Source organism: Streptomyces sp. NPDC002701 (assembly GCF_042889045.1).
Taxonomy (GTDB): Bacteria; Actinomycetota; Actinomycetes; order Streptomycetales; family Streptomycetaceae; genus Streptomyces.
This window is the reverse complement of the sequence record NZ_JBIAQL010000002.1, coordinates 857,168-881,541: the sequence shown is the minus strand read 5'-3', so window position 1 is coordinate 881,541 and position 24,374 is coordinate 857,168. Positions and strand designations below refer to the sequence as shown.

The window sequence follows — 24,374 nt, the reverse complement described above, 5'->3', positions numbered from 1 at the left end:
TCCGCGGGGCTACTCGGTGTCGAACGCCCGGGCCACGGCGAGGCTGTCCTCGTAGACGTGGTGGCGTACGACCAGGCCGTCCTCGACGGTGAGGTGCAGGGCGAACCGGGCGCGGTAGGCGCGCCCGGTCGGCCGCGCGGTCTGGCGGATCTCGCCCAGGACGACCGCGTCGTCGCCGTCCACGAGGATGCGCTCGACCGTGGTGTCCGCCTGACCGGGGACGTGGAACTCGGCGAGCAGACGGTAGTGGTCGGCCGCGTCGGCGCGCGTGGACCGCTGCCGGATCCAGGGGGTCTGCGCCCGCCCGTGCTCGCCCTGCGGCCAGTCGAGCTTCCAGTCGGCCCCCTCGGCGTACAGCTCGGCGATGTGCCCGGGGTCTCCCTCGCCGATGCGGCGCAAAAGGTCCTCCACCACGGTGCGGGTGTCGGTGCCAGGGGTGATGCTGGTGCTGGTGCCGGTACGGCTGGTGGTCATGCGTTCCCTCTTCTCTGGACTGTGTTCTCCGGACTGTGTCCTTCGCGGTGATCCCCACCCTGCCGACCTCCGGGCGACCCGGCAATTACCCTCGGGGTAAGCCTCGGGCAAGCAACGACGAGCGATGGGACGGATGACATGCCTCTTGAGGGCGAATACGAGCCCAGCCCCACCAAGTGGGTGCGCGACCAGGTGGAGTTGTACGAGCGCTCCGGCGGTACCGAGGGAACGACGTTGCGGGACACGGGACTGCCCGTCATCGTGCTGACCACCCGGGGCGCGAAGAGCGGGAAGATCCGCAAGACGCCGCTGATGCGGGTCGAGCACGAGGGCCGTTACGCGGCCGTCGCCTCGCTGGGCGGCGCACCCAGGCACCCCGTCTGGTACCACAACGTCGTCAGTGATCCCCGCGTGGAACTCCAGGACGGCCCGACGCGCCAGGACATGACGGCACGGGAGGTGACCGGCGAGGAGAAGGCCCTGTGGTGGGAGCGGGCGGTCGCCGCCTACCCGGACTACGCCGACTACCAGCGGAAGACCGACCGGGAGATCCCGCTCTTCGTCCTGGAGCCTGTCGCCGACGCGTGACGCGCATGGAGAAAGTGTGCATGATGCGGGGAGCGCCGGGCACCCGGTGTTCAGGTCCCGCCGCGCTCCCCCGTCGCGGCGGGGCCACTTTCGTGTGCGGCCGCGCGGCGCGCGGCGCGGGCGTCCGTCACGTCGAGAAAGATCTGGTCGGCCTCGGGGACCAGGTGGGAGACGGACCCCTTGATGCGTACGGCGACCAGCTCGACCTCCTCGCTGTCCAGACCCGGCGTCAGGTCGACGCGGGCGGCCACCAGGGTCGAGTCGGGGCCGAGCTGCATCGTCAGCAGGGACTCCACGGAGTCGATCTCGGGCTGTGCCTCCAGCAGGGCACGGATGCGGCCGGCCGACTCCTCGTCGGTGGCCTGGCCGATCAGCTGGTCGCGCGCGTCACGGCCCAGCCGGTACGCCACGTAGACCAGCAGCGCCCCGATGGCCAGCGACGCCGACGCCTCCCAGACGATCCGGCCGGTCACCATGTGCAGGGCCATGCCGGCGATCGCGAGGAGCACGCCCAGTACGGCGGTGCCGTCCTCCGCGATGACGGTGCGCAGCGCGGGGTCGCGGATCTCGGCGGAGAAGCCGCCCTGCCGGCGCACCTGGTGGAGCGCGCGCAGCAGGGAGCCGCCCTCCGCGAGCAGCGCGACGAACAGGACCACGAGCCCCGCCACATATCCGCCGTGCGATTCCGAGCTCTCACTGCCCAGCGCTTCCCAGCCCTGGTAGAAGGAGAAGCAGCCGCCCATCAGGAAGATGCCCACGGCGGCCAGCAGGGACCAGAAGAAGCGTTCTTTCCCGTAGCCGAAGGGATGGCGGCTGTCGGCGGGGCGCCGGCTGCGGCGCAGGGCGGCGAGGAGGAAGACCTCGTTCAGGCTGTCCGCCACCGAGTGTGCGGCCTCCGAGAGCAGCGCGGGTGATCCGGCGAACAGGCCGCCCACGGTCTTGGCCACGGCTATGACGAGGTTGGCGGCCAGCGCCACCAGCACGGTGACACGGGTCCGGCGGTCCGACTGGGAGGAGGACTCACGATTCACCTCCGCCGAATGCCCCCACCCCCCTGCCTCACACGAGACGCCGCCGGATTTGGGGGAACCCTGACCAGGGCGCACCGACGAGGACGAGAAGGAGACGCCGGATGAGCGACACCGACGGCAACAGCGCGTACGGGAAGAAGTCCTTCAAGAGGTCGAAGAGCCACTTCTCGGACCGGGTGACGGCCGACGGCCGCGACGGCTGGCCCGTCGAGGCCGGACGCTATCGACTGGTCGTCAGCCGGGCCTGCCCCTGGGCGAGCCGGGCGGTGATCTCGCGGCGGCTGCTGGGCCTGGAGGACGCCCTGCCGATGGCGGTCACCGACCCGGTCCAGGACGACCGCAGCTGGCGGTTCACGCTGGATCCGGGCGGCCGCGATCCCGTGCTGGGCATCCGGTACCTCGCCGAGGCGTACGAGGCACGGGAGCCGGGCCATCCGGGCGGCGTCAGCGTGCCCGCGGTGGTGGACGTGCCCAGCGGACAGCTGGTGACCAACGACTACCAGCGGCTCACCCTGGACCTGGCCACCGAGTGGCGGGACCTGCACCGCGAGGGGGCGCCCGACCTCTACCCGGAAGGGCTCCGCGACGAGATCGACGACGTCATGGAGGAGATCTACGAGGACCTCAACAACGGCGTGTACCGGGCCGGGTTCGCCACCGCTCAGGAGGAGTACGCGACGGCGTACGAGGGCGTGTTCCGGCGGCTGGAACTGCTGTCGTCGCGCCTCGCGGAGCGGCGGTACCTGGTCGGGGACACGATCACGGAGGCGGACATCCGGCTGTTCACGACGCTGGTCCGCTTCGACGCCGTCTACCACGGCCACTTCAAGTGCAACCGCCGGAAGCTGACGGAGGACCCGGTCCTGTGGGCGTACGCCCGTGACCTCTACCAGACGCCCGGGTTCGGGGACACCGTCGACTTCGACCACGTCAAGCGGCACTACTACCAGGTCCACGAAGGCATCAACCCGACCCGCATCGTGCCGCTCGGCCCCGACCTCTCCGGCTGGCTGACCTCCCACGGCCGCGAGAGCCTGGGCGGGCGCCCGTTCGGCGACGGCAGCCCGCCGGGGCCCGTACGCAAGGGTGAGGAGGTACCGGCGGCGGGCCGCCCCTGACGGGAGCCGGGCGGCGTATTCGCCGCTGAACTGGACACTCGCCTGTTGTCCCGGAGAACACGGACCGGGGACACGACCCGAAGGAGAGCCAGGTGCCGAAGAAGAAGAGCCTGCCCGTCGTCTACAAGCCCGTCGGATTCCTGCTCGGCTGGACGAGCGGAACCCTCGCCGGGATGGCGTTCCAGAAGACCTGGAAGATGATCCGCCACGAGGACGACGCGCCCGACGCGCTGGACAAGGACCGCGGCTGGGGCGAGGTACTGCTCGCCGCGGCCGTGCAGGGCGCGATCTTCGCGCTCGTCCGCAGCGCGGTCGACCGCGCGGGTGCGACGGCCATCGAGCGGTCCACCGGCGTGTGGCCCGGCGACGACAAGGGGGGCCGCGACTGACCTGCCGTACCGTCCGGTACGGTTGGCCTTCACTCAGGTGGCCGACAGTCGGGGGAACCAGTCGTGACGAACCAGCCGGCGGTGGGTGACACCGTCGAGGACTTCGCCCTCCCCGACGAGACGGGCACGCCCCGGCAGCTCTCCGAGCTGCTGGGCGAAGGCCCCGTCGTGCTGTTCTTCTATCCCGCGGCCCTCACCGCGGTCTGCACCGCCGAGGCGTGCCACTTCCGCGACCTGGCCGCCGAGTTCGCGGCCGCCGGGGCCCGGCCGGTGGGGATCAGCGGTGACACGGTCGAGCGCCAGCAGGAGTTCACGCGGCAGCACACTCTGGGGTTCCCGCTGCTGTCCGACCCGGACGGGACGGTCCGTGAGCGGTTCGGGGTGCGGCGCGGATTCTCCCTGGCGCCCACCAAGCGGGTCACCTTCGTCATCGCGGAGGACCGCAGGGTCCTCGACGTGGTGCGCAGCGAGATCCGGCCGAGTGCGCACGCGGACCGCGCCCTGGCGGCCCTGCGCGCGCACCGCGGCTGACATCGGGCGGACGCCGGCCTTCAGCCCTGCTTGGGTGCCGTGTCCCGCGTGCAGCGCAGGGTGAACGAGTGCCCGGACGGGTCGGAGTAGCCCCGCTCCTCGTACGGGCCGCCCGCGTCCTTGGTCTCCAGCGGCCGTCCGCCGAGGGAGATGACCTTGCGCTCGGCCTCGTCCAGGTCCTCGACGTAGAAGTCCAGGTGAGCCTGGAGGGAGTTCTCCGGGCGCGGCCAGCTGGGCGGGGTGGCGTTGACGTCCCGCCGGAACGCCATCCGCATCCCGCCGGCTCCCTGGATCTCCACGCGGTTCGCCGTCGCGTCGGTCTCCGCGCCTTCCAGGAACTCGGTGTAGAACGCGGCGAGTTTCTCGGGCTCGGAACAGTCCAGGACCACGAACCCTGCCACTACCAGTGCCATATCTCCTCCGTAGACCGACCGAGCGCGAACGGCCGTCCGCCCACTGCTCCGTTGTCCGGGTACCCCCTCGTGCGCGGAACAGCCCGCCCGGGCGGCCCGGTCACGAGGTGGTGTGTCGCAGGTCACGGCGGAGTCGGCGGAGCTGTCGCCTAGATCATTTACGATCGGAGCGGTCTCGTGGCGTGATTCGGGTCAACTCTCGTGCCGGTGAACGCAGTTCGAGTCAGCGGGCGGCATCTTCGCACGTCCGCGCGCAGGGGGTGGGGGCCCTGTGATTCATCGCAAGAGAGGACGCGCATGCCGCAGGACGTCAGGTTCGATCTCCCCTTCGCCACCCCCGTCAGTGACCATCTCGAGTACGCCCGGGCCCGCCATCTGCGCTGGGTGTGGGACAAGGGTCTGGTGCGCAGTCAGGCCGGCTTCGAGGAGTACCGGTCCTGGGACCTGCCCCAGGCGGCGGCCCGCACCTATCCCCACGCCTCGGCCGCCGACATGGTCGTCCTGATGAACTGGTTCTCGCTGGCCTTCCTCTTCGACGACCAGTTCGACTCCGGCAGACCCGACCGCGCCGACCGCATAGCGGAGGTGGCGCGGGAACTCGTCGTGACCCCTCTGCGGCCCGCGGGCAGTACCCCGCGGGTGGTCTGCCCGATCACGACGGCCTGGGCGGAGGTCTGGGCCCAGCTCTCGGACGGCATGTCCCTGACGTGGCGGACGCGGTTCGCGGCCTCCTGGGGCCGCTTCCTCGTGGCGCACACCGAGGAGGTCGACCTGGCCGCCCGCGGTCTGGCCGGCACGCTGGACCTGGCGGAGTACGCCGCGTTCCGTCGCCGCACGGTGGGCATCCACCACAGCATCGACGCCGGGGAGCGCAGCCGCGGCTTCGAGGTGCCCGCGGCGGTGCAGGCACATCCGCTGATGGAGCGGATGCGGGACCGTGCCGCCGACACCATCGGGTTCATGAACGACATCCACTCCTTCGAGCGCGAGAGACGCCGGGGCGACGGCCACAACCTGATAGCCGTCCTGCACCGCGAGCGCCGCGGCACCTGGCAGGAGGCCGCCGACGAGGCGTACCGGATGACCTCGGACCGCCTGGCCGAGTACCTCGCCCTGGAGGCACAGGTACCGCGGATGTGCGACGAACTCGGTCTGGACGAGGAGGAGCGCGTCCGGGTCGGGATGGGCGTCGAGGCCATCCAGCACTGGATCAACGGCAACTACGAGTGGGCCCTGACCTCGGGCCGCTACGCCGCCGACAAGGAGTCCCCGGCGGCCCGGGCCGAACTGACCGGCCAGGGCTCCCTGGACGACCTCCTCGCCGTCTGACAACGTTTCCCGGACCCCCTGGAAAGGGCCCGCCAGGGCCCTCTTCCGGGGGCACGGGGAACTGCGCGACCAGTCCTCGACGGCCCGCGGCCGGCGAGCGGGTCACGACGCGAAACGGACCGGCAACCGGTCCAGCCGCGCCTCCCACGTGGACGCGGTGACCGTGAGCTCCTCGGGGGCCACCGCGAGCCGCAGCCCCGGCAGCCGGTGCAGCAGCACGTCCACGGCCGTCTCGATGATCGCCTGCCCGATGCTCTGCCCGGGACACTCGTGCGGCCCCGCGCTGAACGCGAGATGCGACTGGTTGCCGTGCACGGAGACACCGACGTCGGGCCGGATCTCCGGATCGGTGTTACCGGCGGTCAGACCGAGCACCAGCAGGTCGCCCTCCTGGATCCGGTGCCCGCCGAGTTCGAGGTCGGCGGTAGCGAAACGGCCCGGCAGCACGGCCAGCGGCGGGGTGTTCCACATGACCTCCTCCACGACCGCGGAGATGTTCAGCTGCCCGCCGACCAGCCCGGAGAGCCGCCCCGCGTCGGTGAGGACCAGCTGCAGCACACGGGCCAGCAGGTTGCTGGTGGTCGTGTGCGCGGTGATCAGCACCAGCCGCAGATGGTTGACGATCTCGTCCTCGTCGAGTCCTGCGTGGTGCTCCAGCAGACCGGTGGTGAAGTCGGCACCGGGCTCAACCCGCTTGCGGCCGGTGAGTTCGCCGAGGATCCGCATGATGCGGTCGTTGTGCGCGAGGGCCTTCGCGCCGCCCTTGATGACCTGCGCGGACGACTCGGCCAGCCGCCGCCCCTCGCTCTCCGCGAGCCCGAACACCCTGGTCAGTACGAGCATCGGCAGGTACTCGGCGTACTGCGGCACCAGATCGGCGCTGCCCGTGCCGGCGAAGGCGTCGATCTGCTTGTGGGCGAAGTGCGCGACATGGCGGCGGATGCCGCGGCCCGAGACGGCCTGGAGGTTGTCGGTGACCGCGCCGCGCAGCCTGCGGTGCGGCTCGCCGTCCTGCGAGACGCAGTCGGGGCGCCAGCCCACCATCTGGATCAGCGGCGAGGTGCTCTCGACGCGCCCCTCCTTCCAGTCCCGCCAGATCCGTGAGTCCCGGCTGAACCGGCGGGGGTTGTCCAGCACCCGCCGGTTCTCCCGGTAGCCGAGCACCAGCCAGGCGGGCACGTCGCCCTCCAGCAGGACCGGCGCCACGGGCCCGTGCTCCTTGCGCAGCCTCCCGTAGATGCCGATCGGGTCCACGGCCGCCCCGGGCCCGTACAGACGCGTGCGGCCGCCCCCGCCGCCGTGCGCGACCGGGCAGCCGCGCGGGGTGTCGGGACCGTTCAGGGGCTGGTCGGTCATCGGGACTCCAGTGCGACGGCGGAACGGTCCTTGAGGTGCCGTATCAGCGCGACGAGCACATCACGGCTGGAGGCCCGGTCGCGGGCGTCGCAGGCCACGACCGGAATGTCCGGGGAGATGTCGAGGGCGTCCCGGATCTCCTCGACCGGATGGTCCCTGGAGTCCGGGAACACGTTCAGGGCGATCACGAACGGGACGTCCTGACGTTCCATCTCCTCGATGGCCCGGAAACTGGAGGCCAGCCGGCGGGTGTCGACCAGGACGACGGCCCCCAGAGCCCCTTTGAAGAGGCCGTTCCACAGGAACCAGAACCGCTCCTGCCCCGGGGTGCCGAACAGGTAGAGCGTCAGCCGCTCGTTGAGGCCGATCTTGCCGAAGTCCAGGCTGACGGTGGTCTCCTGCTTGTCCGCCACCCCGACCAGGTCGTCGACGCCGGCGCCGGCCTGCGTCAGTGTCTCCTCCGTGGTGAGCGGCCTGATGTCGCTGACGGAGCCGACCATGGTGGTCTTGCCGGTACCGAATCCGCCGGCGATCATCACCTTCACCGAGCGGGCACCGGCCGCGTCGCCGGCCGGGTCGCGGTCGGGACGGTCAAAGCCTCTGAAGTCCACTGAGTACCTCCTCGAGGAGCGCGAGGTCGGGCCCGCGGCCGGCACCTGACGCCGGGATGGGATCACGGGCCTCCACCCGGCCTGCGTCCAGCAGATCGGCCAGGAGCACCGCGAGAATGTTGAAGGGCAGTTCGAGGTGGGCGCCGAGTTCGGCGACCGACAGCGGAGCACGGCAGCGCCGGAGGATCTCCTCGTGCTCGTGCTGCAGACCCGGACCGGCCGCCGCACGGGAGGTGATGAGGGTCGCCACGTCGAGGCTCGACGCCGCGCCGCCCGGTCCGCTGCGGCCGCCCGTGAGGACGTAGTAGCGCTCCAGACCGGACGGGTCCGTGGGCCGGCTGGGACCACTCATCCAGAGTGCTCCTCCCGGCGGGCGGTGGTGCCCAGGAGCTCACCCATCCTGCGCGCCAGGTCCCTCATCTGGTGGCCGAGGAGGCCCTGGTCGAGCCCTTCCCTGGCCAGCACGCCGAGGTACGTCTCCACGCCCGCGCGCACCACGAAGAGGTGGCCGCCGTCGACCTCGATCATCGCCAGGCGCAGTTGCCCGGCGTACCGGGGGAACTGCTCGGCCACCGGCTGGGCCAGCGCCTGCAGTCCCGCCACGACGGCGGCGAAGCGGTCCACGTCGTCGGGGTCCTCGGCGCCGTAGGAGGTGATGGCCTTGCCGTCGCTCGAGGCCACGAGGGCGAAGCGGATCTCCTGGACGCTCTCGACCAGATCGCGGAGCGCCCAGCTCACGTCGTTTCCCTGTTGCGTCATGAGGACTGGTCGCTCTCTTCAGTACGGTGCTCGGTGGACTCGTCGCCGGAGGCCGGCTCACGGTCGGTGCCCGGCTCGCGGCCGGTGGTGGGTTCGCGGTCGGCGGCCGGCTCACGTCCCGCCGTGGCGAAGGCGGCCAGTCCGGCGAAGGACTCGTCCGGCGGCACCGCGTGCGAGGCGGTGGCGACGGAGGCTTCCTGGCGTACGGCCGCCCTGGGATGTCCGGACCCGGTCCGCCTGCGGCGTCTGGGCAGGCCGCCGGGTGTGGTCTCCTCCGTCTCCGCCGGCCCGGCCCCGTCCGCCGCCGCGTTCCCGGCGCTCGCGGTGCCCGGCGCGGCCGGGGCCGTGACGGCGGCGGGCAAGCGGCTGAAGTACTTGTGTGGTACCACGACCACCACCGACGTGCCGAGCCACGGGGAGTCCGTGAAGGTGACCCTGATGCCGTAGCGGCGGGCCAGCACTCCCACGACCCGCAGGCCGAGGTGGGCGTCCTCGGACACGCCTCCCAGGCCGGGGCCGGGATCCGCGCCCTCGATCGACCGGAGAGCCTCCTGCTTCCTCTCCCCGCTCAGGCCCTTGCCGGAGTCCTGGATCTCGACGCCGACGCCGTTCGGCACCTCCCGGCCGGAGACGAGCACGGGTTCGGTGGGCGGGGAGTAGCGCGCCGCGTTGTCCAGCAGGTGGGCGAAGATCAGCGTGAGGTGGTCCACCAGACCGCCGTCGACGCCGAGTTCGGGCAGCTGCCCCACCTGGACGCGGTCGAAGTCCTTGATACGGCCGATGCCGCCGCGCACCACGCTGAGCAGCCGCTGCGGCTCCTGCCACTGCCGGCCCGGGCGGTCGGACCCGCCGAGCACGCCGATGCTCGCCGCCAGGGAGTCGGCCGGGCCGAGCTCCTGGTCCAGCTCCATCAGGCCCTGGGCGACGGAGGGCAGCCTGCCGTGCTCGCCCTGCATCTCGTGCAGCCGGCCGCGCAGCTTGCCGGTCAGTACGTGCATGCGGCTGCCGATGCTGATGACGGCCTGCTCGGCGGAGGTGGAGCGGTCGAACTCCCGCTCCACGCCCATGAGCGCGGTTCTGAGCACCTTGCGGAGCGCCGCCTGCAGCTCGGCGCCGGTCCCGGCGTCCTGGTCGACGACGGGCAGGAGGTCGTCGATGGAGTCGCCGGCCCGCAACCGCTCCAGCGCTTCGGGCAGTTGACGGTCGGCGAGCTCGGTCACCGCGGCGAGGCGGCGGTCCAGCTGGTCCTGCCAGGCGCGGGCCTGTTCGGCCTGAGCTTTTCCGAACTCGGCGGCGACGGACCCCAGTTGACACTGGGAGCGGATCAGGAGTCGTACGGCGACCGCGCTCGCGGCCGTGACCACGACTCCGGAGACGATCGACGGTGCGCGGGCCTGGTCGGGGCCCACGACCGCGGCGACGACGGTGCCGGCCCCCAAGGCCAGCGGCAGCAGCCACCAGCCGTACCAGGGGACCGGTGCCCGCGCCGCCGGTGGCGGAGTGGCAAGTTCCATCTGCATCCTTCAGAACAACACGATCGAGCAGGGGGGAAGCTCGGGGGGAGCGTGCGTCACGAGGTGGTCGACCCCGCGACGGGCAGGCGCGGGCCGTGCGTGACAACTGGTCACTGTCGCGTCAACTCACCGCACCTCAGGGCACCTTATCGGGTTTGATCTTCGGAGGATCACACCGTCCGACCCGTCACTGTGAAGCTTTCGCCACCCTCCGACCAGGCGTTATGAGTCGACAAATCCCCGCAGCGAGGCGCCCGGACCCGGGAACTGCTCAGCCGGCTCCAGTGCGGCCACAACGCGAGCGAGGTCGGCGCGCGGCTCGCCGTCCGCCCCCAGACGGTCCGTTACCGGATGCGCCGGCTCGACGAGCTCTTCGGGCACCGACTCCACGAGCCCACCGCCCAGTTCGAGATGCAGCCGGCGTTGCGGGCGATGAACCTCCGGCGGGCCTCCGCGGTGCGATGACGCGCACTTCTTGGACAGGTGTCCATGTATAGTGGACACCTGTCCAAGAAGTGTGACCCGGTCCGCCCGAAGGAGCCCCTCCCCATGCAGACGCTCGCCACCGTGCTGGTCGGTCTCGTCGCCGTCCTGCACGCGTACATCCTGGTGCTGGAGATGTTCCTGTGGGAGCGCAGTCCGGGGCGCGGACTGCACGGGTTCGATCCGGAGATGGCGCGGGCCACCGCCCCGCTCGCCGCCAACCAGGGGCTCTACAACGGCTTTCTCGCGGCCGGTCTCGTCTGGGGCCTGGTCTCCGACGACCCGACGGGGTTCCGCGCCCAGGTCTTCTTCCTGGTGTGCGTGGTCGTCGCCGGCGTGTACGGGGCGGTCACCGCGAACCGCCGCATCCTCTTCGCGCAGGCCCTGCCCGGCGGGCTCGCCCTCGCCGCCGTCCTCGTCGCCGGGTGACCTCCGACCCCCGGGCCGAACGCACCCGGGCCAAGCTGCGGCAGGCCCTCCTCGACGAGTGCGCCCGACGGCCGCTCGCCGAGGTCGGCGTCGCGGCGCTGGCGCGCGCGGCCGGGGTCGGCCGGGCCACGTTCTATGTGCACTACGCCGACCTGGAGGCGCTGGCCGTCGACGCGTGCGCCGACGTCGTACGCGACGCGGTGGACGCCCTGCACGCCTGGCGGGGCAGGCCCGACCCCAGGTCGGCGCCGGACGCCCTGCGCGCGTTCTTCGCGGACCTGCCCCCGCACGCCCCGCTGTACCGCGCCCTGCTGAGCCCGGGGGGCGGTGGACCGCTCGGCCGCGTCCTGCACCGGGATCTGCGCGCCCGCAGCCGCACGGAGCGCGAGCTCGCCGGCGCGCCGGAGGCCCCGCTCGTCGCCTCCGCCGTCGCCGCGGCTTTCGCGGGCGTCCTCGCCGACTGGCTGCACGGGCTCGTCGAGGGCACCCCGGAGGAGATCGCCCACAAGGTGTGGCGCCTGCTCGTGGCCCTGCACGCGGTCCCGTGGGACAACGGCCGGTAGGCGGACGGAATACCCAGGGGCAATCCGCAGCGGGCCGGGCGCGGCCCAGCGCTCCCCGGGGGACGGCGGGGAGGGCGGGGGACTGCGGGGACGGTCAGGTGCGGCGGTCAGGTGCGCCGGTCCGCCCGGAACGTGCGCCGGTACGCCTGGGGCGACACCCCGATCGCCGCGTGCAGGTGCTGGCGCAGCGAGGTGCCCGTGGCGAAGCCGACCTCGCCGGCGATCTGGTCCACGGGCAGATCACTGGATTCGAGCAACTGCCGCGCGCGGACCACGCGTTGCTGGATGAGCCAGCGTCCGGGGCTCATTCCGACCTCGTCGTTGAAACGGCGGGCGAAGGTGCGCATGCTCATCCGGGCATGGTCGGCCAGCTCCGCCAGCGTCAGCGGCTCACCGAGGCGCTCCAGGGCCCAGTGCCGGGTGGCGGCGGTGCTCGCCGCCGTCGGTTCCGGCACGGGCTGTTCGATGTACTGCGCCTGACCGCCGTCCCGCCACGGCGGCACCACGCAGGACCGTGCCACCCGGTTGGCCAGGGCGCTGCCGTGGTCCTTGCGCACGAGGTGCAGGCAGACGTCCACGCCGGACGCGGCTCCCGCCGAGGTGAGGAGGGAGTCCTCGTCGACGAACAGCACATCGGCGTCGAGGTCCACTTCCGGGAACATCTCCCGGAACAGCCCGGCCAGCTGCCAGTGGGTCGTCGCCCTGCGGCCGGCCAGCATGCCCGCCGCCGCCAGCACGAAGGCGCCCGTGCAGATGGAGACGATCCGGGTGTCCGGTCCGATGGCGGCGAGCGCGTCGGCCACCGCGTCGGGGAGCTCGGCGCTGATGGCCGACAGCGCGAAGGGCGGGATGACCACGGTGTCCGCCGTCCGCAGCACGTCGGGGCCGTGCTCGACACTGATCGAGAAGTCCGAGTTGCTGCGGACCGGCCGTCCGTCGACCGTGCAGGTCAGCACGTCGTACCGGCCCTCCGCCGAGCCGAAGACCCGGCTGGGGATGCCCAGCTCGAAGGGGTAGACGCCGTCGAGGGCGAGGACGACGACTCGCTCCACGCGTCCGTCGTACTCCTGTTCCTCGGATTCCTCGGAACGGTCCGCCGAACGGCCCCGGGGCCCGGAAGGGGCGGGGCGCTCCCCGCAGTACGTCTGCACCATGGCACGATCCTATCGGACAATGGCAATCCTGCCATTTCCCCGGTCGTCGAAGTTGGGCAGGCTGGGCGCATGAGCACTGAGAACACGATGCGCGCGATCAGTCAGGACGTCCTCGGCGGTCCCGAGGTCCTCAAGGAGGTGGAACTGCAGATCCCGAAGCCGGGCCCGAGCGAGGTGCTGGTCCGGGTGCACGCGGCGGGCCTGAACCCGACCGACTGGAAGCACCGGGCCGGCGGCCTGTTCCTCGGACAGCCGCCGTTCGTCCTCGGCTGGGACGTCTCCGGGGTCGTCGAGGCCGTCGGCCTCGGCGTCACCGTCCACCGGCCCGGGGACGAGGTCTTCGGCATGCTGCCTTACCCGTATGGCGTAGGGGCGCACGCCGAATACGTCACCGCGCCCGCACGCGCCTTCGTCCGCAAGCCGGCCGAGATCGACCACACGCAGGCGGGAGCCCTGCCGCTCGCCGCGCTGACCGCCTGGCAGGCGTTGGCCGACACGGCGGACGTCCGGCCGGGACAGCGGGTGCTGATCCATGCCGCGGCCGGCGGGGTGGGGCATCTTGCGGTCCAGATCGCCAAGGAGCGCGGGGCGTACGTGATCGGCACGGCCAGTTCGGGGAAGCACGAGTTCCTGCGGGGGCTGGGCGCCGACGAGTTGATCGACTACCGGGAGACCGACTTCGCCGAGACGGTGCGGGACGTCGATGTCGTCCTCGACACGGTCGGGGGCGACTACCGGTCGCGTTCGCTGCGGACGCTGCGTCCGGGTGGGCTGCTGGTGTCGATCCTGCCGTCCGGGTCACCGGAGCTGGCCGAGGAGGCGGAGGGGCTCGGCGTGCGGGCGGTGGAGATGCTCGTGGAGGCCGACCAGGCGGGGATGCGGGCGGTCGCCGAGTTGGTCGCCTCAGGGCGGTTGCGGGCCACGGTGGCCGAGGTGTTCCCGTTGGCGGAGGCCGCGAAGGCGCATGCGGTGGGTGACACGGGGAGGACTGTGGGGAAGCTGGTGCTTCAGGTTCGGTAGGTGTTTTCGGTGCCTGGTGTCTGATGCCCGGTGTCTGATGCTCGGCGCCTGTTGCCCGGTGCCCCGCGACATCCCTGGTGGTGTCGCGGGGCACCGGCCGTTGCGATGCGTTGCGGCCGTCTGCGTTCGGGTGCGGGTCCGGTGTGGCTGAGCGCGCCGTTTCCCGCGCCCCTTCAGGGCGCATCTCTTAAATGGCCGACATATGTCAAGCGAACATGCTGAACTTCACCCGAACGAGGGTAAGTTGCAGGGTGAGGGACGGTGGAGCGGTCTCATGTCGCACCATCTCGGCTCTATGCTCGCGGCACGACGTCACCCTGGTCCCCGGTGACCCAGATGGAGGTGATGTCGTCGTGCCTGACGACTCCGGTCCGCACTCCCCGCACCTGCGCGTTCACCGGGAGCGCGGACACACGGTGCTGGAATTCCACGGCGAGATCGACATCCTCGCCGCGCTGGACATCATCCCCGTACTGGACGCCGCGACCGGACATCCGGGCGCCCGGGTCGTCCTCGACCTGCGGCACATCGAGTTCTTCGACTGCTCGGGCCTGCGCCTGCTGTACCGGGCCCGGCGCCGGGTCCTCGACAACGACGGCCGGGTGCACCTGATCTGCACCCATCCGCTGACCCTGCGCATCCTGCGCGTCACCGAGCTCGCCGGGCTCATGCCACCGCTGTCGAGCATGGACGAGGCCCTGGGACACCCGGAAGCCGCCTCGGGCCTGCTCTGACGCGACCCGCGCCGGACCTCGGCACCCTGCCGCACGGCGACGCCGACGGCACCCGTACGTACGGAACCGCTCCCGGCCCCGGCCCTTCGGCCGACAAGCCTGTCTGCGGCGGAAATCGGGGGGCAAGAGGAAGGAGGAAGGAGGACGGTCCACATGACGACGTCCCTTGAACGCGTGCCCGGATGGGCGAAGATCGTGAGTGCCGTCGTACTGGTTCTGGTGGTGATCTTCGCCGGTCTGCGGTGGAGCGTACTGCCCGGACTGGGCGACGTGTTCCGCGAGGACACCCACGACCGGACGGGGCCCACGCTCCTCAAGTCCATCCAGGACATCAGCCGTTACGACGCCGCCTCGGGCAACTTCCAGGTGGTCGTCGATCTGGAGAAGGACACCAAGTACCTGCCGGACGCGGTCCGCGGCAAACGCACCCTGTACGTGGGTGCGGGAACCGTCGACTCGTACGTCGACCTCGGAAAGATCCGCGACAAGGACGTGAAGGTCGACAAGGACCGTACGACGGCCACGATCAGGCTCCCCCACGCCGCCCTGGGCAAGCCCGCGCTCGACCCCGACCACTCGTACGCCGTCTCCAAGCAGCGCGGCCTCCTCGACCGGCTCGGTGACGTCTTCTCGGACAACCCGAACGACGAGCGGGCCGTCCAGCGGCTCGCCGCACGGCACATCGGCGAGGCCGCGAAGGACAGCGAGCTGACCGCCCGCGCCGAGGAGAACACGACGAGCATGCTCAAGGGGCTGCTGGGTTCGCTCGGCTTCAAGGAGGTGCACGTGACCTACGGGACATGAGCGCCCTGACCAGGGCCGATGACCCGCGCAGGACCGCGCCCGCGAGCAGCCGTGTGCCGCTCGCGGGCGCACTCGTGCAGAGTGCCTCCCGAGCACGGATCACGGCCGCATCTTCAGGCGCGGCGAGGGTAACCGGCTTCCACCGGAACGCAGTTGAAAACTGGAGGGTTGCATGGCCCGCGCAGCACTACGCCCCCGTACCGCCTTTCGTCTCCGCTCGACGTCAGGCTCGGGCCCCACGAAGGCGGCCCCCCGCGCCACGAAGTCACGGTTCCGCGGCGGGAAGGGGAAGGCCGACCGTCGGCCCTCGGAGCCCCCACGCGAGCGGCCACGACCGCACTTCCTGGTACGCCTCCTGGTGATGCTCATCGCCTTCGCCGCCATGGTGGCCTTCGCCGCCGCGCTGGCCCAGGTCACGCTCCAGCCGTCACCGGCCTCCGAGGCGCTGACGCACAGCAACTTCCACCCGGGCCGTTCACTGCGCGCCTATCTGGACCAGCCCGAGCTGCGGGACGCGTTCAAGCAGGTCGGCGGCAACATCCTGCTCGGCCTCCCCTTCGGCGTCCTGCTGCCCGTCCTGGTGCCGGGGACCCGCGGCATCCTGCGGGTGATCCTGCTGACCGCGACCGTGATGCTGCTGGTCGAGCTGGTGCAGGGAGCGCTGATCACCGGACGCGCCTTCGACATCGACGACGTCATCCTCAACACCACCGGCGCCCTGATCGGCTATCTGCTCATCGGCCGCCGACTGAGCCGGGCGGTGCATCCTCGGCGGCTCGACCGGAAGGCATGAAGCATTGAAGGCCGCCCGGAAGGCCGCTTTGAAGGAGTGAAGGCCGGGCGGCGGGAGGGCGGGGCGGGTGCGGGAGCGGAAAGCGGCAGGACGTGAGGGTCTGCCGGGGGTGTGAACGGATGGTCCGGACCAAAGTCTTGACGTGCCCTTAGTTCACTCCTTAAATCAAGAGTCGAAGCGCACCCCCCACACCTCAGTCGGCTCCTCCCCCACGGGGATCGCCGTACGGAAGGGAGAGTCGTGGACTCACCACGCCTGCTCCGCAGATGTCTCCTCGCCGCCCTGTCCGCCGTGCTCATCGGCTCCGCCGCGGTCGGACCCGCGCAAGCGGATCCGGTGCGGGCGGGCCTCGCGCAGGCGGCCCCCGCACCGAGTGCCGCCGCGGCGGTCACCTTCCAGGACACCTTCGACGGACCCGCCGGATCGGCCGTCAACTCCTCGAAGTGGCAGATCGAGACCGGCGACAACGTCAACAACCACGAGCGCCAGTACTACACGGCCGGCAACAACAACGCGAAGCTCGACGGCCAGGGCCACCTGGTCATCGAGGCCCGCCGCGAGAACCCGAACAACTACCAGTGCTGGTACGGGCGGTGCGAGTACACCTCGGCCCGCCTCAACACCTCCGGCAAGTTCACCACCACCTACGGACGGGTGGAGGCCCGGCTGAAGGTGCCGCGCGGACAGGGGATGTGGCCCGCGTTCTGGATGCTGGGCAACGACATCGGGCAGGTCGGCTGGCCCAACTCGGGTGAGATCGACGTCATGGAGAACGTTGGCTTCGAGCCCGGGACCGTCCACGGCACACTGCACGGACCCGGCTACTCCGGCTCCGGCGGCATCGGCGCCGGCTACTCGCTGCCCGGCGGACAGGCGTTCGCCGACGCCTTCCACACCTTCGCCGTCGACTGGGCGCCCGACAGGGTCACCTGGTCCGTGGACGGCACCGTCTACCAGACCCGCACCCCGGCCGACCTGGGCGGCAGGCAGTGGGTGTTCAACAAGCCGTTCTTCCTGATCCTCAACCTCGCGGTGGGCGGCTACTGGCCGGGCGACCCGGACGGTTCGACCCCCTTCCCCTCGCAGCTCGTCGTGGACGAGGTGAAGGTGACGACGGGCGAGGGCTCCATGGGCGGCTCGCCCATCAGGGGGCTCGCGAACAAGTGCGTCGACGTGGCGGGCGCCAATGCCGCCAACGGCACGCCCGTCCAGCTCTACGACTGCAACGGCACCGCGGCCCAGCAGTGGACCGTGGGGGCGGACGGGACCATCCGGGCGCTGGGCAAGTGCCTGGACGCCGCCGGCGGTGGCACGGCCGACGGCACACCCGTCCAGCTGTGGGACTGCGCGAACGTACCCGCCCAGCGCTGGACGGTCTCCGGGGCGCGCGACATCGTCAATCCCCAGGCGAACAAGTGCTTGGACGTGACGGGCAACAACTCGGCCAACGGCAGTCGGCTGCAGCTGTGGACCTGCACCGGCGCGGCCAACCAGAAGTGGACGGTCGGCTGACCGGACGGGACGCCGACCGACCACCAGGAGGAGCAGCCGGCCGGCGCGGAGGGCCGGCTGCGACAGAGCCCGGCCGGGGCCACCCGGCCGGGCTCCTCCCGTGCTACGGCAGGTGATCCGTGTCGCCTGCGGCACGCCCGGCCCCACCGGGCGTGCCGCTCCCCTCCTCGGATCACCTGCCGTACGCGCGCGGGCTCCGTCAGCAGTTCATGGCCCAGGTGTGGGAGTCCCCGCGGTCGTTGGCCACGCCGTTGTAGTTGGCCTCCTGTCCCGGGGTGAGGCAGATCGTCATGGCACCGCCCCGGTAGGCGTCCTGGTACACCCGGACGTGGTCCTTGACGCCGGGGCCCGAGATGCCGTGGTTCGCCCACGAGGAGTCGTTGTCGGCGATCCAGCTCTCCCACCAGCCGTCGTCGCCGGACCAGTTGGCCCGCTGGCCACCGAAGTTCGCGTGCTCCCACACGCAGAACTCGCCGCTGGGACAGCTCGCGGCACCGGCGGGCGCGGCGAGGGCCAGACCGCCGCTCAGGACGAGGACGGCCGCCGCGGCGGTGAGGGCGAGGCGCTTGATGATCACGAAGGGGTACTGCCTTTCTGTCGGTCGTGCTGAACGGTCCGTGCGGCGTACAGATCCGCGGCACGGTGCAGTGCGCGGGAGCGCAGCTGCCGGTAGGTGGTCAACTGGTCGCGGCGCTCGGTGCGGACCCGGGCCAGCAGGACCGGTTCGAGCCGGGCGCGCACCGCGTCGAGGCCGCTGTCGTGGCCGCACCGCGCGGCCACGCCCGGGTCGGGGCGGTCGGGTCTCGGCCCCTCGGCCGGGGTGACGCAACGGAGCCAACGGCCGTGCGCCGCGCGGTGGTCGGGGTCGCGCTCCATGCGCTGCCGGGCTTCCGTGCGGAGGTTGTTCACGACGACCTGGCTACGGAACCAGCGCCGCTCGTCCCCGTACAGCTCACGCTGGGCGGCGGCCAGGCAGCCGTCGGTGTGTGCCCTGACCGTGTAGCCGGTGGGGAGGGTGACGGCCAGCTCCGGGCGGCCCCTGCCGAAGAGGGCGCCCCGAAGGCGCGGGTCCTCGTCGCCGGACCGGCCCCTGCCCTCGGACGGCCGCTTGCCGTCGGACGGCCGCTCCGGGAAGAGACCTCGCCGGACCAGGCACCGCTCGACGAGCACCTGTTGGGCGGCCTTGATGAGGTCGTCCCGCTCCCGTTCGCTCCTCGGCAGGGCGGGCCCGGCACGTCCGCCGTCCGTGGTCGTGGCGCATCCGCCGAGCACGAGCAGGACGAGCACGACCAGCGCGGCGGCGCCCGGGGCGCGGGGAGATCGCACGGCTCAGCCGACCTCGCAGCCCATCGTGGTGTCGGACACCCCGTCCATCCGGGCTCCCCAGGCCCAGTTGTCGGCCACGTCGTGGGCGCGGATCAGGCGGTGGTAGCAGGTGTCGCGGGCCCAGTCGATGGCGTACACGGCGCGGTCCGCGTCCGACCGGAAGGAGGCCGCCTTGTCGTGGAGGAACTCCGGCACGTCCGTGTAACCGGGTGGTGTGTAGCACCAGGACGAGCCGTGCTGCCCGGCCCCGGTCCAGAAACACACGGAGCCCGCGGCCGGGGCTGCGGGGGCGGCCGTCGCGGGGGCGGTGCCCAGGGTGACCACGGCGGCGAGCAGGGCTGCGGGCAGGGCGAGGCGGCGGAACATGACGACTCCTGTGGTGCGAGGGCGGAACGGGCGTGGAGGACGTGACCGCGCCTTGATCACCGGCGGCCGACAAGATCAAAGTTCCCTCGTGGGAACGCCGCCAAGCGCGGCCGCCCTCGTCTTCCGCACCCCTCGGATGCGTGCCGCGATGTCACCCGCGACGGCTCACAACGGCGCGAACCCGCTGGTCAACGCGCCCCCACCACGACTCACCCGGACGCGCCGCCACCGGCTCCGCTGCCGGGAGGATGCTGAACCTGCGGGTGCGTGGGGGCCGGCCGCGCAGTTCCCCGCGCCCCTCAAAAGCGGGGCTGCGCCCCGGCTTTTGCCCCTTCAGGGGCGCGGGGAACTGCGCGAACGGCCCCCACCGGGCCGCAGACGGGACGCGGGCGCCGGGAGAGGCAAAGACGGCGACGGAGCGTCGCTCCCAGCCGGATGCGCTTCCCGCCCGGATGCGCGCCCGAAAAGGAGCGCCCGGAGGGGAACGCCGAGTGGGCCCCGGGAGGGGGGCCGGGAGGGGGACGCCGGAAGGGGACGCCGCCGGTAGGGGTCGCCTCGCCGAGGACTCGCTCGGCGATCTGACGGCTCTCCCGAAGGGATCAGCGCAGGTGCCAGGTGAGTTTGTCGCCGCCGACCCAGCGGACCACCGCCGGGTCGTCCGCGTCGTGCACCGGGATGCCGTACGCCGCGGCGGCCATCAGGACGTCCGTGAAGTTCTTGGCCTCGCCGATGACGGCACCGTCGATCTCCACGATGCGGAAGGGCGGATCGCCGGGCTGGACGCCCAGGACCGTGATCCGCGGGTGCGACATATGAGGGCTGGCGATTTCAGTCATGATCCACCGGTTCCACACGCTTACCGCTGATAAGCCTGCCTGCCGCGGCGGCGCTGTCGGTCGTCGTGGTGCTCGGCGGCGCCGACACGGCGGCGTCCGTACGAGGTCCGCAGTTCATGGTGGCACAGGCCGCCCGGGTCGGCCGCCCCGGTCGGCTGCCGTGCGGGGCCGGGCGGGCCGGGGCACGCTGGAGGCATGGATCCGGCCGAGGCACTGGACCGCATCGCCTTCCTGCTGGAGCGGTCCCAGGAGCCCACCTACCGCGTACGGGCGTTCCGCACGGCGGCGGACGTCGTGACGGGCCTGCCCGCCGGCGAAGTGGCCCGCCGGGCGGCCGAGGGATCCCTGGAGTCGCTGAAGGGCATCGGACCGAAGACCGCGCAGGTGGTGCGCGAGGCGCTGGCCGGAGGGGTCCCGGGCTACCTGGAGAAACTGGAGGGAGCGGCCGAGGACCCCCTCGTCCGCGGCGGCGAGGAACTGACGGCGCTGCTGCGCGGCGACTGTCATCTGCACTCGGACTGGTCGGACGGCGGCAGTCCCATCGAGGACATGGGCCGTACCGCGGCGCGGCTCGGGCACGAGTGGGCGGTCCTCACCGATCACTCGCCGCGTCTCACGGTGGCCCACGGCCTGTCCCCCGAACGGCTGCGCGAGCAGTTGGACGTGGTGGCGGAGCTGAACGAGCGCTGGGCCCCGTTCCGGCTGCTCACCGGCATCGAGTGCGACATCCTCGACGACGGGTCGCTGGACCAGGAGCCGGAGCTGCTGGACCGGCTCGACGTCGTCGTGGTGTCGGTGCACTCCAAGCTGCGGATGAACGCGGCCACGATGACCCGCCGGATGGTCGCCGCCGTCCGCGACCCGCGGTCCGACGTGCTGGGGCACTGCACGGGCCGGCTGGTCACCGGACGCGGGCGGCCCGAGTCGGAGTTCGACGCGGATGAGGTGTTCGCCGCCTGCGCCGAGACGGGCACGGCGGTCGAGATCAACAGCCGCCCGGAACGGCTCGACCCACCACGCCGGCTGCTCCGCCGGGCCGTCGCGGCGGGTGTGCTGTTCTCCGTGGACACCGACGCGCACGCCCCCGGACAGCTCGGATGGCAGGTGTACGGATGTGCGCGGGCCGAGGAGTGCGGTGTGCCGCCGGAGCGGGTGGTCACCACCTGGTCGGCGGAGGAACTGCTCGCCTGGACGCGGGATCGGGTGACTCCGCCGGGCGTGCGGACCCGCTGACGCGGTAATCGGAGATCTTGGACAACGACGGAAGACGTGAAGGGACGACGTATGCAGCGGGCGGCCGTGTTCGATGTGGACGGCACTCTTGTCGACACCAACCACCTCCATGTGACGGCCTGGTGGGAGGCGTTCCGGCAGGCCGGACACCAGGTGCCGATGCACGCCGTCCACCGGGCGGTGGGCCTCGGTTCCGACGACCTGATCGCCCATCTGCTGGGCGACGGCCGGGACACGGAGGAGGACGCCGCGATCAGCGCCGCGCACAAGACCCTGTACGGCACGTACTTCGAACGGCTGCCCGCGTTGTCCGACGCCGGGAACCTGCTGCGGCGGCTGGACCGGGACGGCTGGGCGGTCGTGCTCGCCACCTCCGCGGGCGGGGCGGAGCTGACGGCGCTGCGGCGGGCCATCGACGCCGACGACGTCATCCGGGCGACGGCGAGCTCCGACGACGTGGACGCCGGGAAGCCTGCACCCGAGCCGGTGGAGCATGCCCTGGAACTGGTCGGAGCCTCCGCCGAGCACTCGGTCTTCGTCGGTGACACGGTCTGGGACATGCGCGCGGGAACCAGGGCGGGAGTCCGGTGCGTGGGGGTGCTGTGCGGCGGTATCCCCCGCGCCGACCTGGAGGAGGCCGGGGCGTCCGCCGTCTACCGGGACCCGGCCCATCTCCTCGCGTCGCTGTCCGGCAGCCCGCTGGGGTCGGAGGGCAGACCGGGCGGCTGACCCGGAGCGTGGATGGCGCACCCGGCGCCAGGAGGACATGACGGGAGGAGGGTCGTGACGCAGATCACGACCCGCACGGTTCGGACCAGGGAACACTCGTCAGTAGTTTCCCGTTAAATCAGCTGTGGGTGCGGATGGGACAGTGTCCCCGGGCCTCACCTTCCGCCCACAGGGAAGATCGTTCGGCTGAAGCCCTGTGGAGCACTCCGCCGAGAGGCGACCGCCATCCGTGGCCACCCACAGACGGCCCCGACCGCGATTCCCCCGTCCGGTCGGGGCCTTTCCCGTTCCTTGCCGCCCCGTCCCGCCCTCCCGGGCGGGACGGGGCAGGCGGCTCTCAGGCGGGGGACTCCTCCGGCTCCGGGTCCTCGGGATGCACGGTGCTGGTGTGCGAGTCGCCCTGCCGTCCGGTGCCGGCCTCGTCGGTGTCGGGCACGCCGGTGCCGGAAGTGCCCGTGCCCTGCTCCTCCGGACCCTTCCCGCCCGAGCCGTCGCCGGAGCCCTCGTCCTGCCCGGAGTCGGGCGGCGTGATGACGTCCCAGGGGTCCTCGCCCTCCTGGACCTGCTGATCCGGCAGGTCCCGGGGCACGGGGTCGTCGTTCTCCTCGGGCGTCGTCCTGGTCCCGTACTCACTCACGGTGGGCTCCCCTCCTCGTCGGCGGAACTGCCGTGTCGGCAGAAATGCCTTGTCGGCAAGGGTGCGAGTACCTGCCGCAACGGCCTGCCAAACCCGCCCCGGCCCCGTCCGGAGGTTCAGTGCGGAGGGTCGGTACGGAGGTCAGTGCGGAGCCCGCTCCTCCAGCGCCGTGCGCCAGGCGGGGAGCGGGATGTCCTCCGCGCCCGTGCCCGCCCGGCGTCCGCCGCGTGCGAAGAAGTCGGCCAGCGGAAGGATCGCCGCGCCGACCGTGACCGCGTCGGGGCCGAGGGCACCGAGCTCGATGGTGACCCGCCCGGCCGGATGGCGCAGCGCGTACGAGACGGCGTGGGCGCGGACGGCCGGCAGGAAGCGGGATCCCAGCTGGAGTCCGGCCCAGCCGCCGATGAGAATGCGTTCCGGCTGGAAGAGGTTGATCAGGTCGGAGAGTCCCGCGCCCAGGTACTCGGCCGTCTCCTCCAGCACGGCCAGCGCCACCGGGTCGGCCGCCGCGGCGCCTTCGCGGGACGTGCCCCCGGCGGACGGATCGCCGGCGGACGGATCGTCGGCCGGGTAGGCGGCGGCGAGCATGGCCGTCAGGGCCGTCTCCTCGTCGACACCCTTCGGGGGCCGTCCCCCCGCCTCCTCCCAGCGTTCCAGCAGGGCCTCCGCACCGGCGTACGCCTCCAGACAGCCGAGCGCGCCACAGCGGCAGCGGCGCCCCCGGACCCGTACCGTGAGGTGCCCCCACTCCACGGCCCGGCCCAGTTCCACGTCGTCCGAGACGAGGCTGGCGCCGACACCGGAGCCGAAGAGGACCACGACCGCGTTGCGCGCGCCGCGGCCCGCGCCGAACCACATCTCGGCCTGGCCGAGGGTCTTGGCGCCGTTGTCGGTGAAGTACGGCACGGAGTCCGGCAGGCCGCAGGCGGTGCGGAGCAGCGACTCCAGCGGGACGGACGGCCAGCCGATGGTCTGGCCGTGCACGACGGCCCCCTCGGCCCCGGAGCGCTCCACGATGCCGGGGACGCCGATACCGACGCCGAGCAGTTGCTCCGGGGCGATGCCGGCGGTGGCCAGGACCTCCGCGATGCCGTCCCGGATGTGCCCGACGATGACGCCGACGTCGTAGTCCTGGTGCTCCAACGCCCTGTCGGTGCGGGCGAGTTCGGTCAGGGCCAGGTCGAAGAGCTCTACGCGGACGCGGGTCTCGCCGACGTCCACGCCGATCATGTGGCCACTGGCGGGTGCGACCCGGAGCAGGGTGCGCGGGCGGCCGCCGTCGGACTCGACGCTGCCCGCCTCCTCCACCAGACCGTCGGCGACGAGGTCCGCGACGACGTTGCTGACGGAGCCGGAGCTGAGTCCGGTGGCAGGACCGAGTTCGAACCGGCTCATCGGTCCGTCGAAGTAGAGCCGCCTCAGCACGGCCGTGCGATTGCCCCGCCGCAGGTCACGCACCGTGCGCCCGTTCCGCCCCGCCATGTGGTTCCTTCCCGCCGTACCCCCGACCTGCAAGATACCGCTGCGCCAACCCTTGACGCGACTTTCTTCCGGGTCTTAACTCACGTCCTAAATTAAGCCGTGAGGGTCGTTCGGGAAGTGAACGCACGCCACCCTCCCGCTCCCCCTCAGGAAGGGACGC

The 24,374-nt window shown here is 71.9% G+C and carries 30 protein-coding genes; 15 read left to right on the top strand and 15 right to left on the bottom strand.

The features are described 5' to 3' along the window. Positions 1 to 9 precede the first annotated feature (9 nt). On the bottom strand, positions 10 to 474 hold the full coding sequence (locus tag ACFYXC_RS08160) for a nuclear transport factor 2 family protein (RefSeq protein ID WP_389548263.1): 465 nt from the start codon (positions 472 to 474) through the stop codon (positions 10 to 12). 138 nt (positions 475 to 612) lie between these two features. On the opposite strand from ACFYXC_RS08160, the gene ACFYXC_RS08155 reads away from it, so the two are divergent. After that, positions 613 to 1,062: a nitroreductase family deazaflavin-dependent oxidoreductase gene (locus tag ACFYXC_RS08155; RefSeq protein WP_388905455.1), complete on the top strand. Its 450-nt coding sequence runs from the start codon at positions 613 to 615 to the stop codon at positions 1,060 to 1,062. 50 nt (positions 1,063 to 1,112) lie between these two features. Here ACFYXC_RS08155 and ACFYXC_RS08150 read toward each other — a convergent pair whose 3' ends face one another. After that, complete coding sequence (locus ACFYXC_RS08150) at positions 1,113 to 2,093, bottom strand: cation diffusion facilitator family transporter (protein ID WP_389548261.1); 981 nt, start codon at positions 2,091 to 2,093, stop codon at positions 1,113 to 1,115. Positions 2,094 to 2,194: 101 nt separating this feature from the next. Between ACFYXC_RS08150 and ACFYXC_RS08145 the strand changes: the two genes are divergently transcribed. The 3 genes from ACFYXC_RS08145 to ACFYXC_RS08135 all read left to right on the top strand — a co-directional run bounded on the left by ACFYXC_RS08145 (position 2,195) and on the right by ACFYXC_RS08135 (position 4,131). Beyond that, a complete protein-coding gene (locus ACFYXC_RS08145) occupies positions 2,195 to 3,211 on the top strand; it encodes a glutathione S-transferase family protein (RefSeq protein ID WP_389548259.1) in 1,017 nt (338 codons plus the stop codon). A 92-nt stretch (positions 3,212 to 3,303) separates the two neighbouring features. After that, on the top strand, positions 3,304 to 3,600 hold the full coding sequence (locus ACFYXC_RS08140; RefSeq protein ID WP_388905452.1) for a DUF4235 domain-containing protein: 297 nt from the start codon (positions 3,304 to 3,306) through the stop codon (positions 3,598 to 3,600). Between the two features lie 63 nt (positions 3,601 to 3,663). Further along, a complete protein-coding gene (locus ACFYXC_RS08135) occupies positions 3,664 to 4,131 on the top strand; it encodes a peroxiredoxin (RefSeq protein WP_389548256.1) in 468 nt (155 codons plus the stop codon). Between the two features lie 20 nt (positions 4,132 to 4,151). On the opposite strand, the gene ACFYXC_RS08130 is transcribed toward ACFYXC_RS08135, so the two are convergent. After that, complete coding sequence (locus tag ACFYXC_RS08130; protein ID WP_388905450.1) at positions 4,152 to 4,544, bottom strand: VOC family protein; 393 nt, start codon at positions 4,542 to 4,544, stop codon at positions 4,152 to 4,154. A 297-nt stretch (positions 4,545 to 4,841) separates the two neighbouring features. Between ACFYXC_RS08130 and ACFYXC_RS08125 the strand changes: the two genes are divergently transcribed. Then, entirely contained in the window at positions 4,842 to 5,873 is a 1,032-nt protein-coding gene (locus ACFYXC_RS08125) for a 7-epi-alpha-eudesmol synthase (protein WP_389548252.1), read from the top strand. Positions 5,874 to 5,975: 102 nt separating this feature from the next. Here the strand turns inward: ACFYXC_RS08125 and ACFYXC_RS08120 are convergent, their stop codons facing one another. From ACFYXC_RS08120 to ACFYXC_RS08100, 5 genes are read right to left on the bottom strand one after another with little or no spacing between them, the layout of a single operon-like run. After that, complete coding sequence (locus ACFYXC_RS08120; protein WP_389548249.1) at positions 5,976 to 7,229, bottom strand: cytochrome P450; 1,254 nt, start codon at positions 7,227 to 7,229, stop codon at positions 5,976 to 5,978. Then, entirely contained in the window at positions 7,226 to 7,840 is a 615-nt protein-coding gene (locus ACFYXC_RS08115) for an ATP/GTP-binding protein (protein ID WP_389548246.1), read from the bottom strand. The genes ACFYXC_RS08120 and ACFYXC_RS08115 overlap by 4 nt, the downstream gene beginning before the upstream one ends. Continuing rightward, positions 7,821 to 8,192, bottom strand: a complete 372-nt coding sequence (locus ACFYXC_RS08110) for a DUF742 domain-containing protein (RefSeq protein WP_388905446.1) — start codon at positions 8,190 to 8,192, stop codon at positions 7,821 to 7,823. The genes ACFYXC_RS08115 and ACFYXC_RS08110 overlap by 20 nt, the downstream gene beginning before the upstream one ends. Next, positions 8,189 to 8,599, bottom strand: coding sequence for a roadblock/LC7 domain-containing protein (locus tag ACFYXC_RS08105; protein ID WP_388905445.1), 411 nt, complete (start codon positions 8,597 to 8,599; stop codon positions 8,189 to 8,191). The genes ACFYXC_RS08110 and ACFYXC_RS08105 overlap by 4 nt, the downstream gene beginning before the upstream one ends. Continuing rightward, positions 8,596 to 10,113: a sensor histidine kinase gene (locus ACFYXC_RS08100; RefSeq protein WP_389548243.1), complete on the bottom strand. Its 1,518-nt coding sequence runs from the start codon at positions 10,111 to 10,113 to the stop codon at positions 8,596 to 8,598. Before ACFYXC_RS08100 ends, ACFYXC_RS08105 begins: the two co-directional genes overlap by 4 nt. A gap of 267 nt (positions 10,114 to 10,380) precedes the next feature. On the opposite strand from ACFYXC_RS08100, the gene ACFYXC_RS08095 reads away from it, so the two are divergent. The 3 genes from ACFYXC_RS08095 (at position 10,381) to ACFYXC_RS08085 (ending at position 11,588) form a co-directional block, all read left to right on the top strand. Further along, the gene (locus tag ACFYXC_RS08095; RefSeq protein WP_389548472.1) at positions 10,381 to 10,578 is read left to right on the top strand and encodes a helix-turn-helix domain-containing protein; all 198 of its coding nucleotides are present in this window, start codon (positions 10,381 to 10,383) and stop codon (positions 10,576 to 10,578) included. Positions 10,579 to 10,662: 84 nt separating this feature from the next. After that, positions 10,663 to 11,025, top strand: a complete 363-nt coding sequence (locus tag ACFYXC_RS08090; protein ID WP_389548240.1) for a DUF1304 domain-containing protein — start codon at positions 10,663 to 10,665, stop codon at positions 11,023 to 11,025. Next, a complete protein-coding gene (locus ACFYXC_RS08085; RefSeq protein ID WP_388905442.1) occupies positions 11,022 to 11,588 on the top strand; it encodes a TetR/AcrR family transcriptional regulator in 567 nt (188 codons plus the stop codon). The genes ACFYXC_RS08090 and ACFYXC_RS08085 overlap by 4 nt, the downstream gene beginning before the upstream one ends. A 107-nt stretch (positions 11,589 to 11,695) precedes the next feature. Here ACFYXC_RS08085 and ACFYXC_RS08080 read toward each other — a convergent pair whose 3' ends face one another. Next, the gene (locus ACFYXC_RS08080) at positions 11,696 to 12,742 is read right to left on the bottom strand and encodes a GlxA family transcriptional regulator (protein WP_389548236.1); all 1,047 of its coding nucleotides are present in this window, start codon (positions 12,740 to 12,742) and stop codon (positions 11,696 to 11,698) included. Positions 12,743 to 12,811: 69 nt separating this feature from the next. On the opposite strand from ACFYXC_RS08080, the gene ACFYXC_RS08075 reads away from it, so the two are divergent. From ACFYXC_RS08075 to ACFYXC_RS08055, 5 genes are all read left to right on the top strand, one after another. Further along, positions 12,812 to 13,762 carry an NADP-dependent oxidoreductase gene (locus ACFYXC_RS08075; protein ID WP_389548234.1) on the top strand — a complete coding sequence of 317 codons (951 nt, stop codon included), beginning with the start codon at positions 12,812 to 12,814 and terminating at the stop codon, positions 13,760 to 13,762. A gap of 353 nt (positions 13,763 to 14,115) precedes the next feature. After that, positions 14,116 to 14,496 (top strand): STAS domain-containing protein, encoded by a 381-nt coding sequence (locus tag ACFYXC_RS08070; RefSeq protein WP_388905438.1) that lies wholly within the window; start codon positions 14,116 to 14,118, stop codon positions 14,494 to 14,496. Positions 14,497 to 14,649: 153 nt separating this feature from the next. After that, positions 14,650 to 15,300, top strand: a complete 651-nt coding sequence (locus ACFYXC_RS08065) for a DUF4230 domain-containing protein (RefSeq protein ID WP_388905436.1) — start codon at positions 14,650 to 14,652, stop codon at positions 15,298 to 15,300. Between the two features lie 172 nt (positions 15,301 to 15,472). Then, positions 15,473 to 16,093 (top strand): VanZ family protein, encoded by a 621-nt coding sequence (locus ACFYXC_RS08060; protein WP_388905435.1) that lies wholly within the window; start codon positions 15,473 to 15,475, stop codon positions 16,091 to 16,093. Positions 16,094 to 16,333: 240 nt separating this feature from the next. Then, positions 16,334 to 17,605: an RICIN domain-containing protein gene (locus ACFYXC_RS08055; protein ID WP_389548229.1), complete on the top strand. Its 1,272-nt coding sequence runs from the start codon at positions 16,334 to 16,336 to the stop codon at positions 17,603 to 17,605. Positions 17,606 to 17,804: 199 nt separating this feature from the next. On the opposite strand, the gene ACFYXC_RS08050 is transcribed toward ACFYXC_RS08055, so the two are convergent. The 4 genes from ACFYXC_RS08050 to ACFYXC_RS08035 all read right to left on the bottom strand — a co-directional run bounded on the left by ACFYXC_RS08050 (position 17,805) and on the right by ACFYXC_RS08035 (position 20,133). Beyond that, the gene (locus ACFYXC_RS08050) at positions 17,805 to 18,176 is read right to left on the bottom strand and encodes a peptidase inhibitor family I36 protein (protein ID WP_389548469.1); all 372 of its coding nucleotides are present in this window, start codon (positions 18,174 to 18,176) and stop codon (positions 17,805 to 17,807) included. A 2-nt stretch (positions 18,177 to 18,178) separates the two neighbouring features. After that, positions 18,179 to 18,931 carry a hypothetical protein gene (locus ACFYXC_RS08045; RefSeq protein WP_389548226.1) on the bottom strand — a complete coding sequence of 251 codons (753 nt, stop codon included), beginning with the start codon at positions 18,929 to 18,931 and terminating at the stop codon, positions 18,179 to 18,181. A 3-nt stretch (positions 18,932 to 18,934) separates the two neighbouring features. Then, complete coding sequence (locus ACFYXC_RS08040) at positions 18,935 to 19,297, bottom strand: hypothetical protein (RefSeq protein WP_389548223.1); 363 nt, start codon at positions 19,295 to 19,297, stop codon at positions 18,935 to 18,937. Positions 19,298 to 19,896: 599 nt separating this feature from the next. Beyond that, positions 19,897 to 20,133, bottom strand: coding sequence for a hypothetical protein (locus ACFYXC_RS08035; protein WP_388905431.1), 237 nt, complete (start codon positions 20,131 to 20,133; stop codon positions 19,897 to 19,899). Between the two features lie 195 nt (positions 20,134 to 20,328). On the opposite strand from ACFYXC_RS08035, the gene ACFYXC_RS08030 reads away from it, so the two are divergent. Together ACFYXC_RS08030 and ACFYXC_RS08025 are read left to right on the top strand one after the other, a co-directional pair. Further along, positions 20,329 to 21,366 carry a PHP domain-containing protein gene (locus ACFYXC_RS08030; protein WP_389548220.1) on the top strand — a complete coding sequence of 346 codons (1,038 nt, stop codon included), beginning with the start codon at positions 20,329 to 20,331 and terminating at the stop codon, positions 21,364 to 21,366. Between the two features lie 51 nt (positions 21,367 to 21,417). Continuing rightward, positions 21,418 to 22,095: an HAD family hydrolase gene (locus tag ACFYXC_RS08025; protein WP_389548217.1), complete on the top strand. Its 678-nt coding sequence runs from the start codon at positions 21,418 to 21,420 to the stop codon at positions 22,093 to 22,095. A gap of 337 nt (positions 22,096 to 22,432) precedes the next feature. Here the strand turns inward: ACFYXC_RS08025 and ACFYXC_RS08020 are convergent, their stop codons facing one another. Together ACFYXC_RS08020 and ACFYXC_RS08015 are read right to left on the bottom strand one after the other, a co-directional pair. Beyond that, complete coding sequence (locus ACFYXC_RS08020; protein ID WP_389548214.1) at positions 22,433 to 22,732, bottom strand: hypothetical protein; 300 nt, start codon at positions 22,730 to 22,732, stop codon at positions 22,433 to 22,435. Between the two features lie 141 nt (positions 22,733 to 22,873). Then, entirely contained in the window at positions 22,874 to 24,214 is a 1,341-nt protein-coding gene (locus tag ACFYXC_RS08015; protein WP_389548211.1) for an ROK family protein, read from the bottom strand. Positions 24,215 to 24,374: the final 160 nt, after the last annotated feature.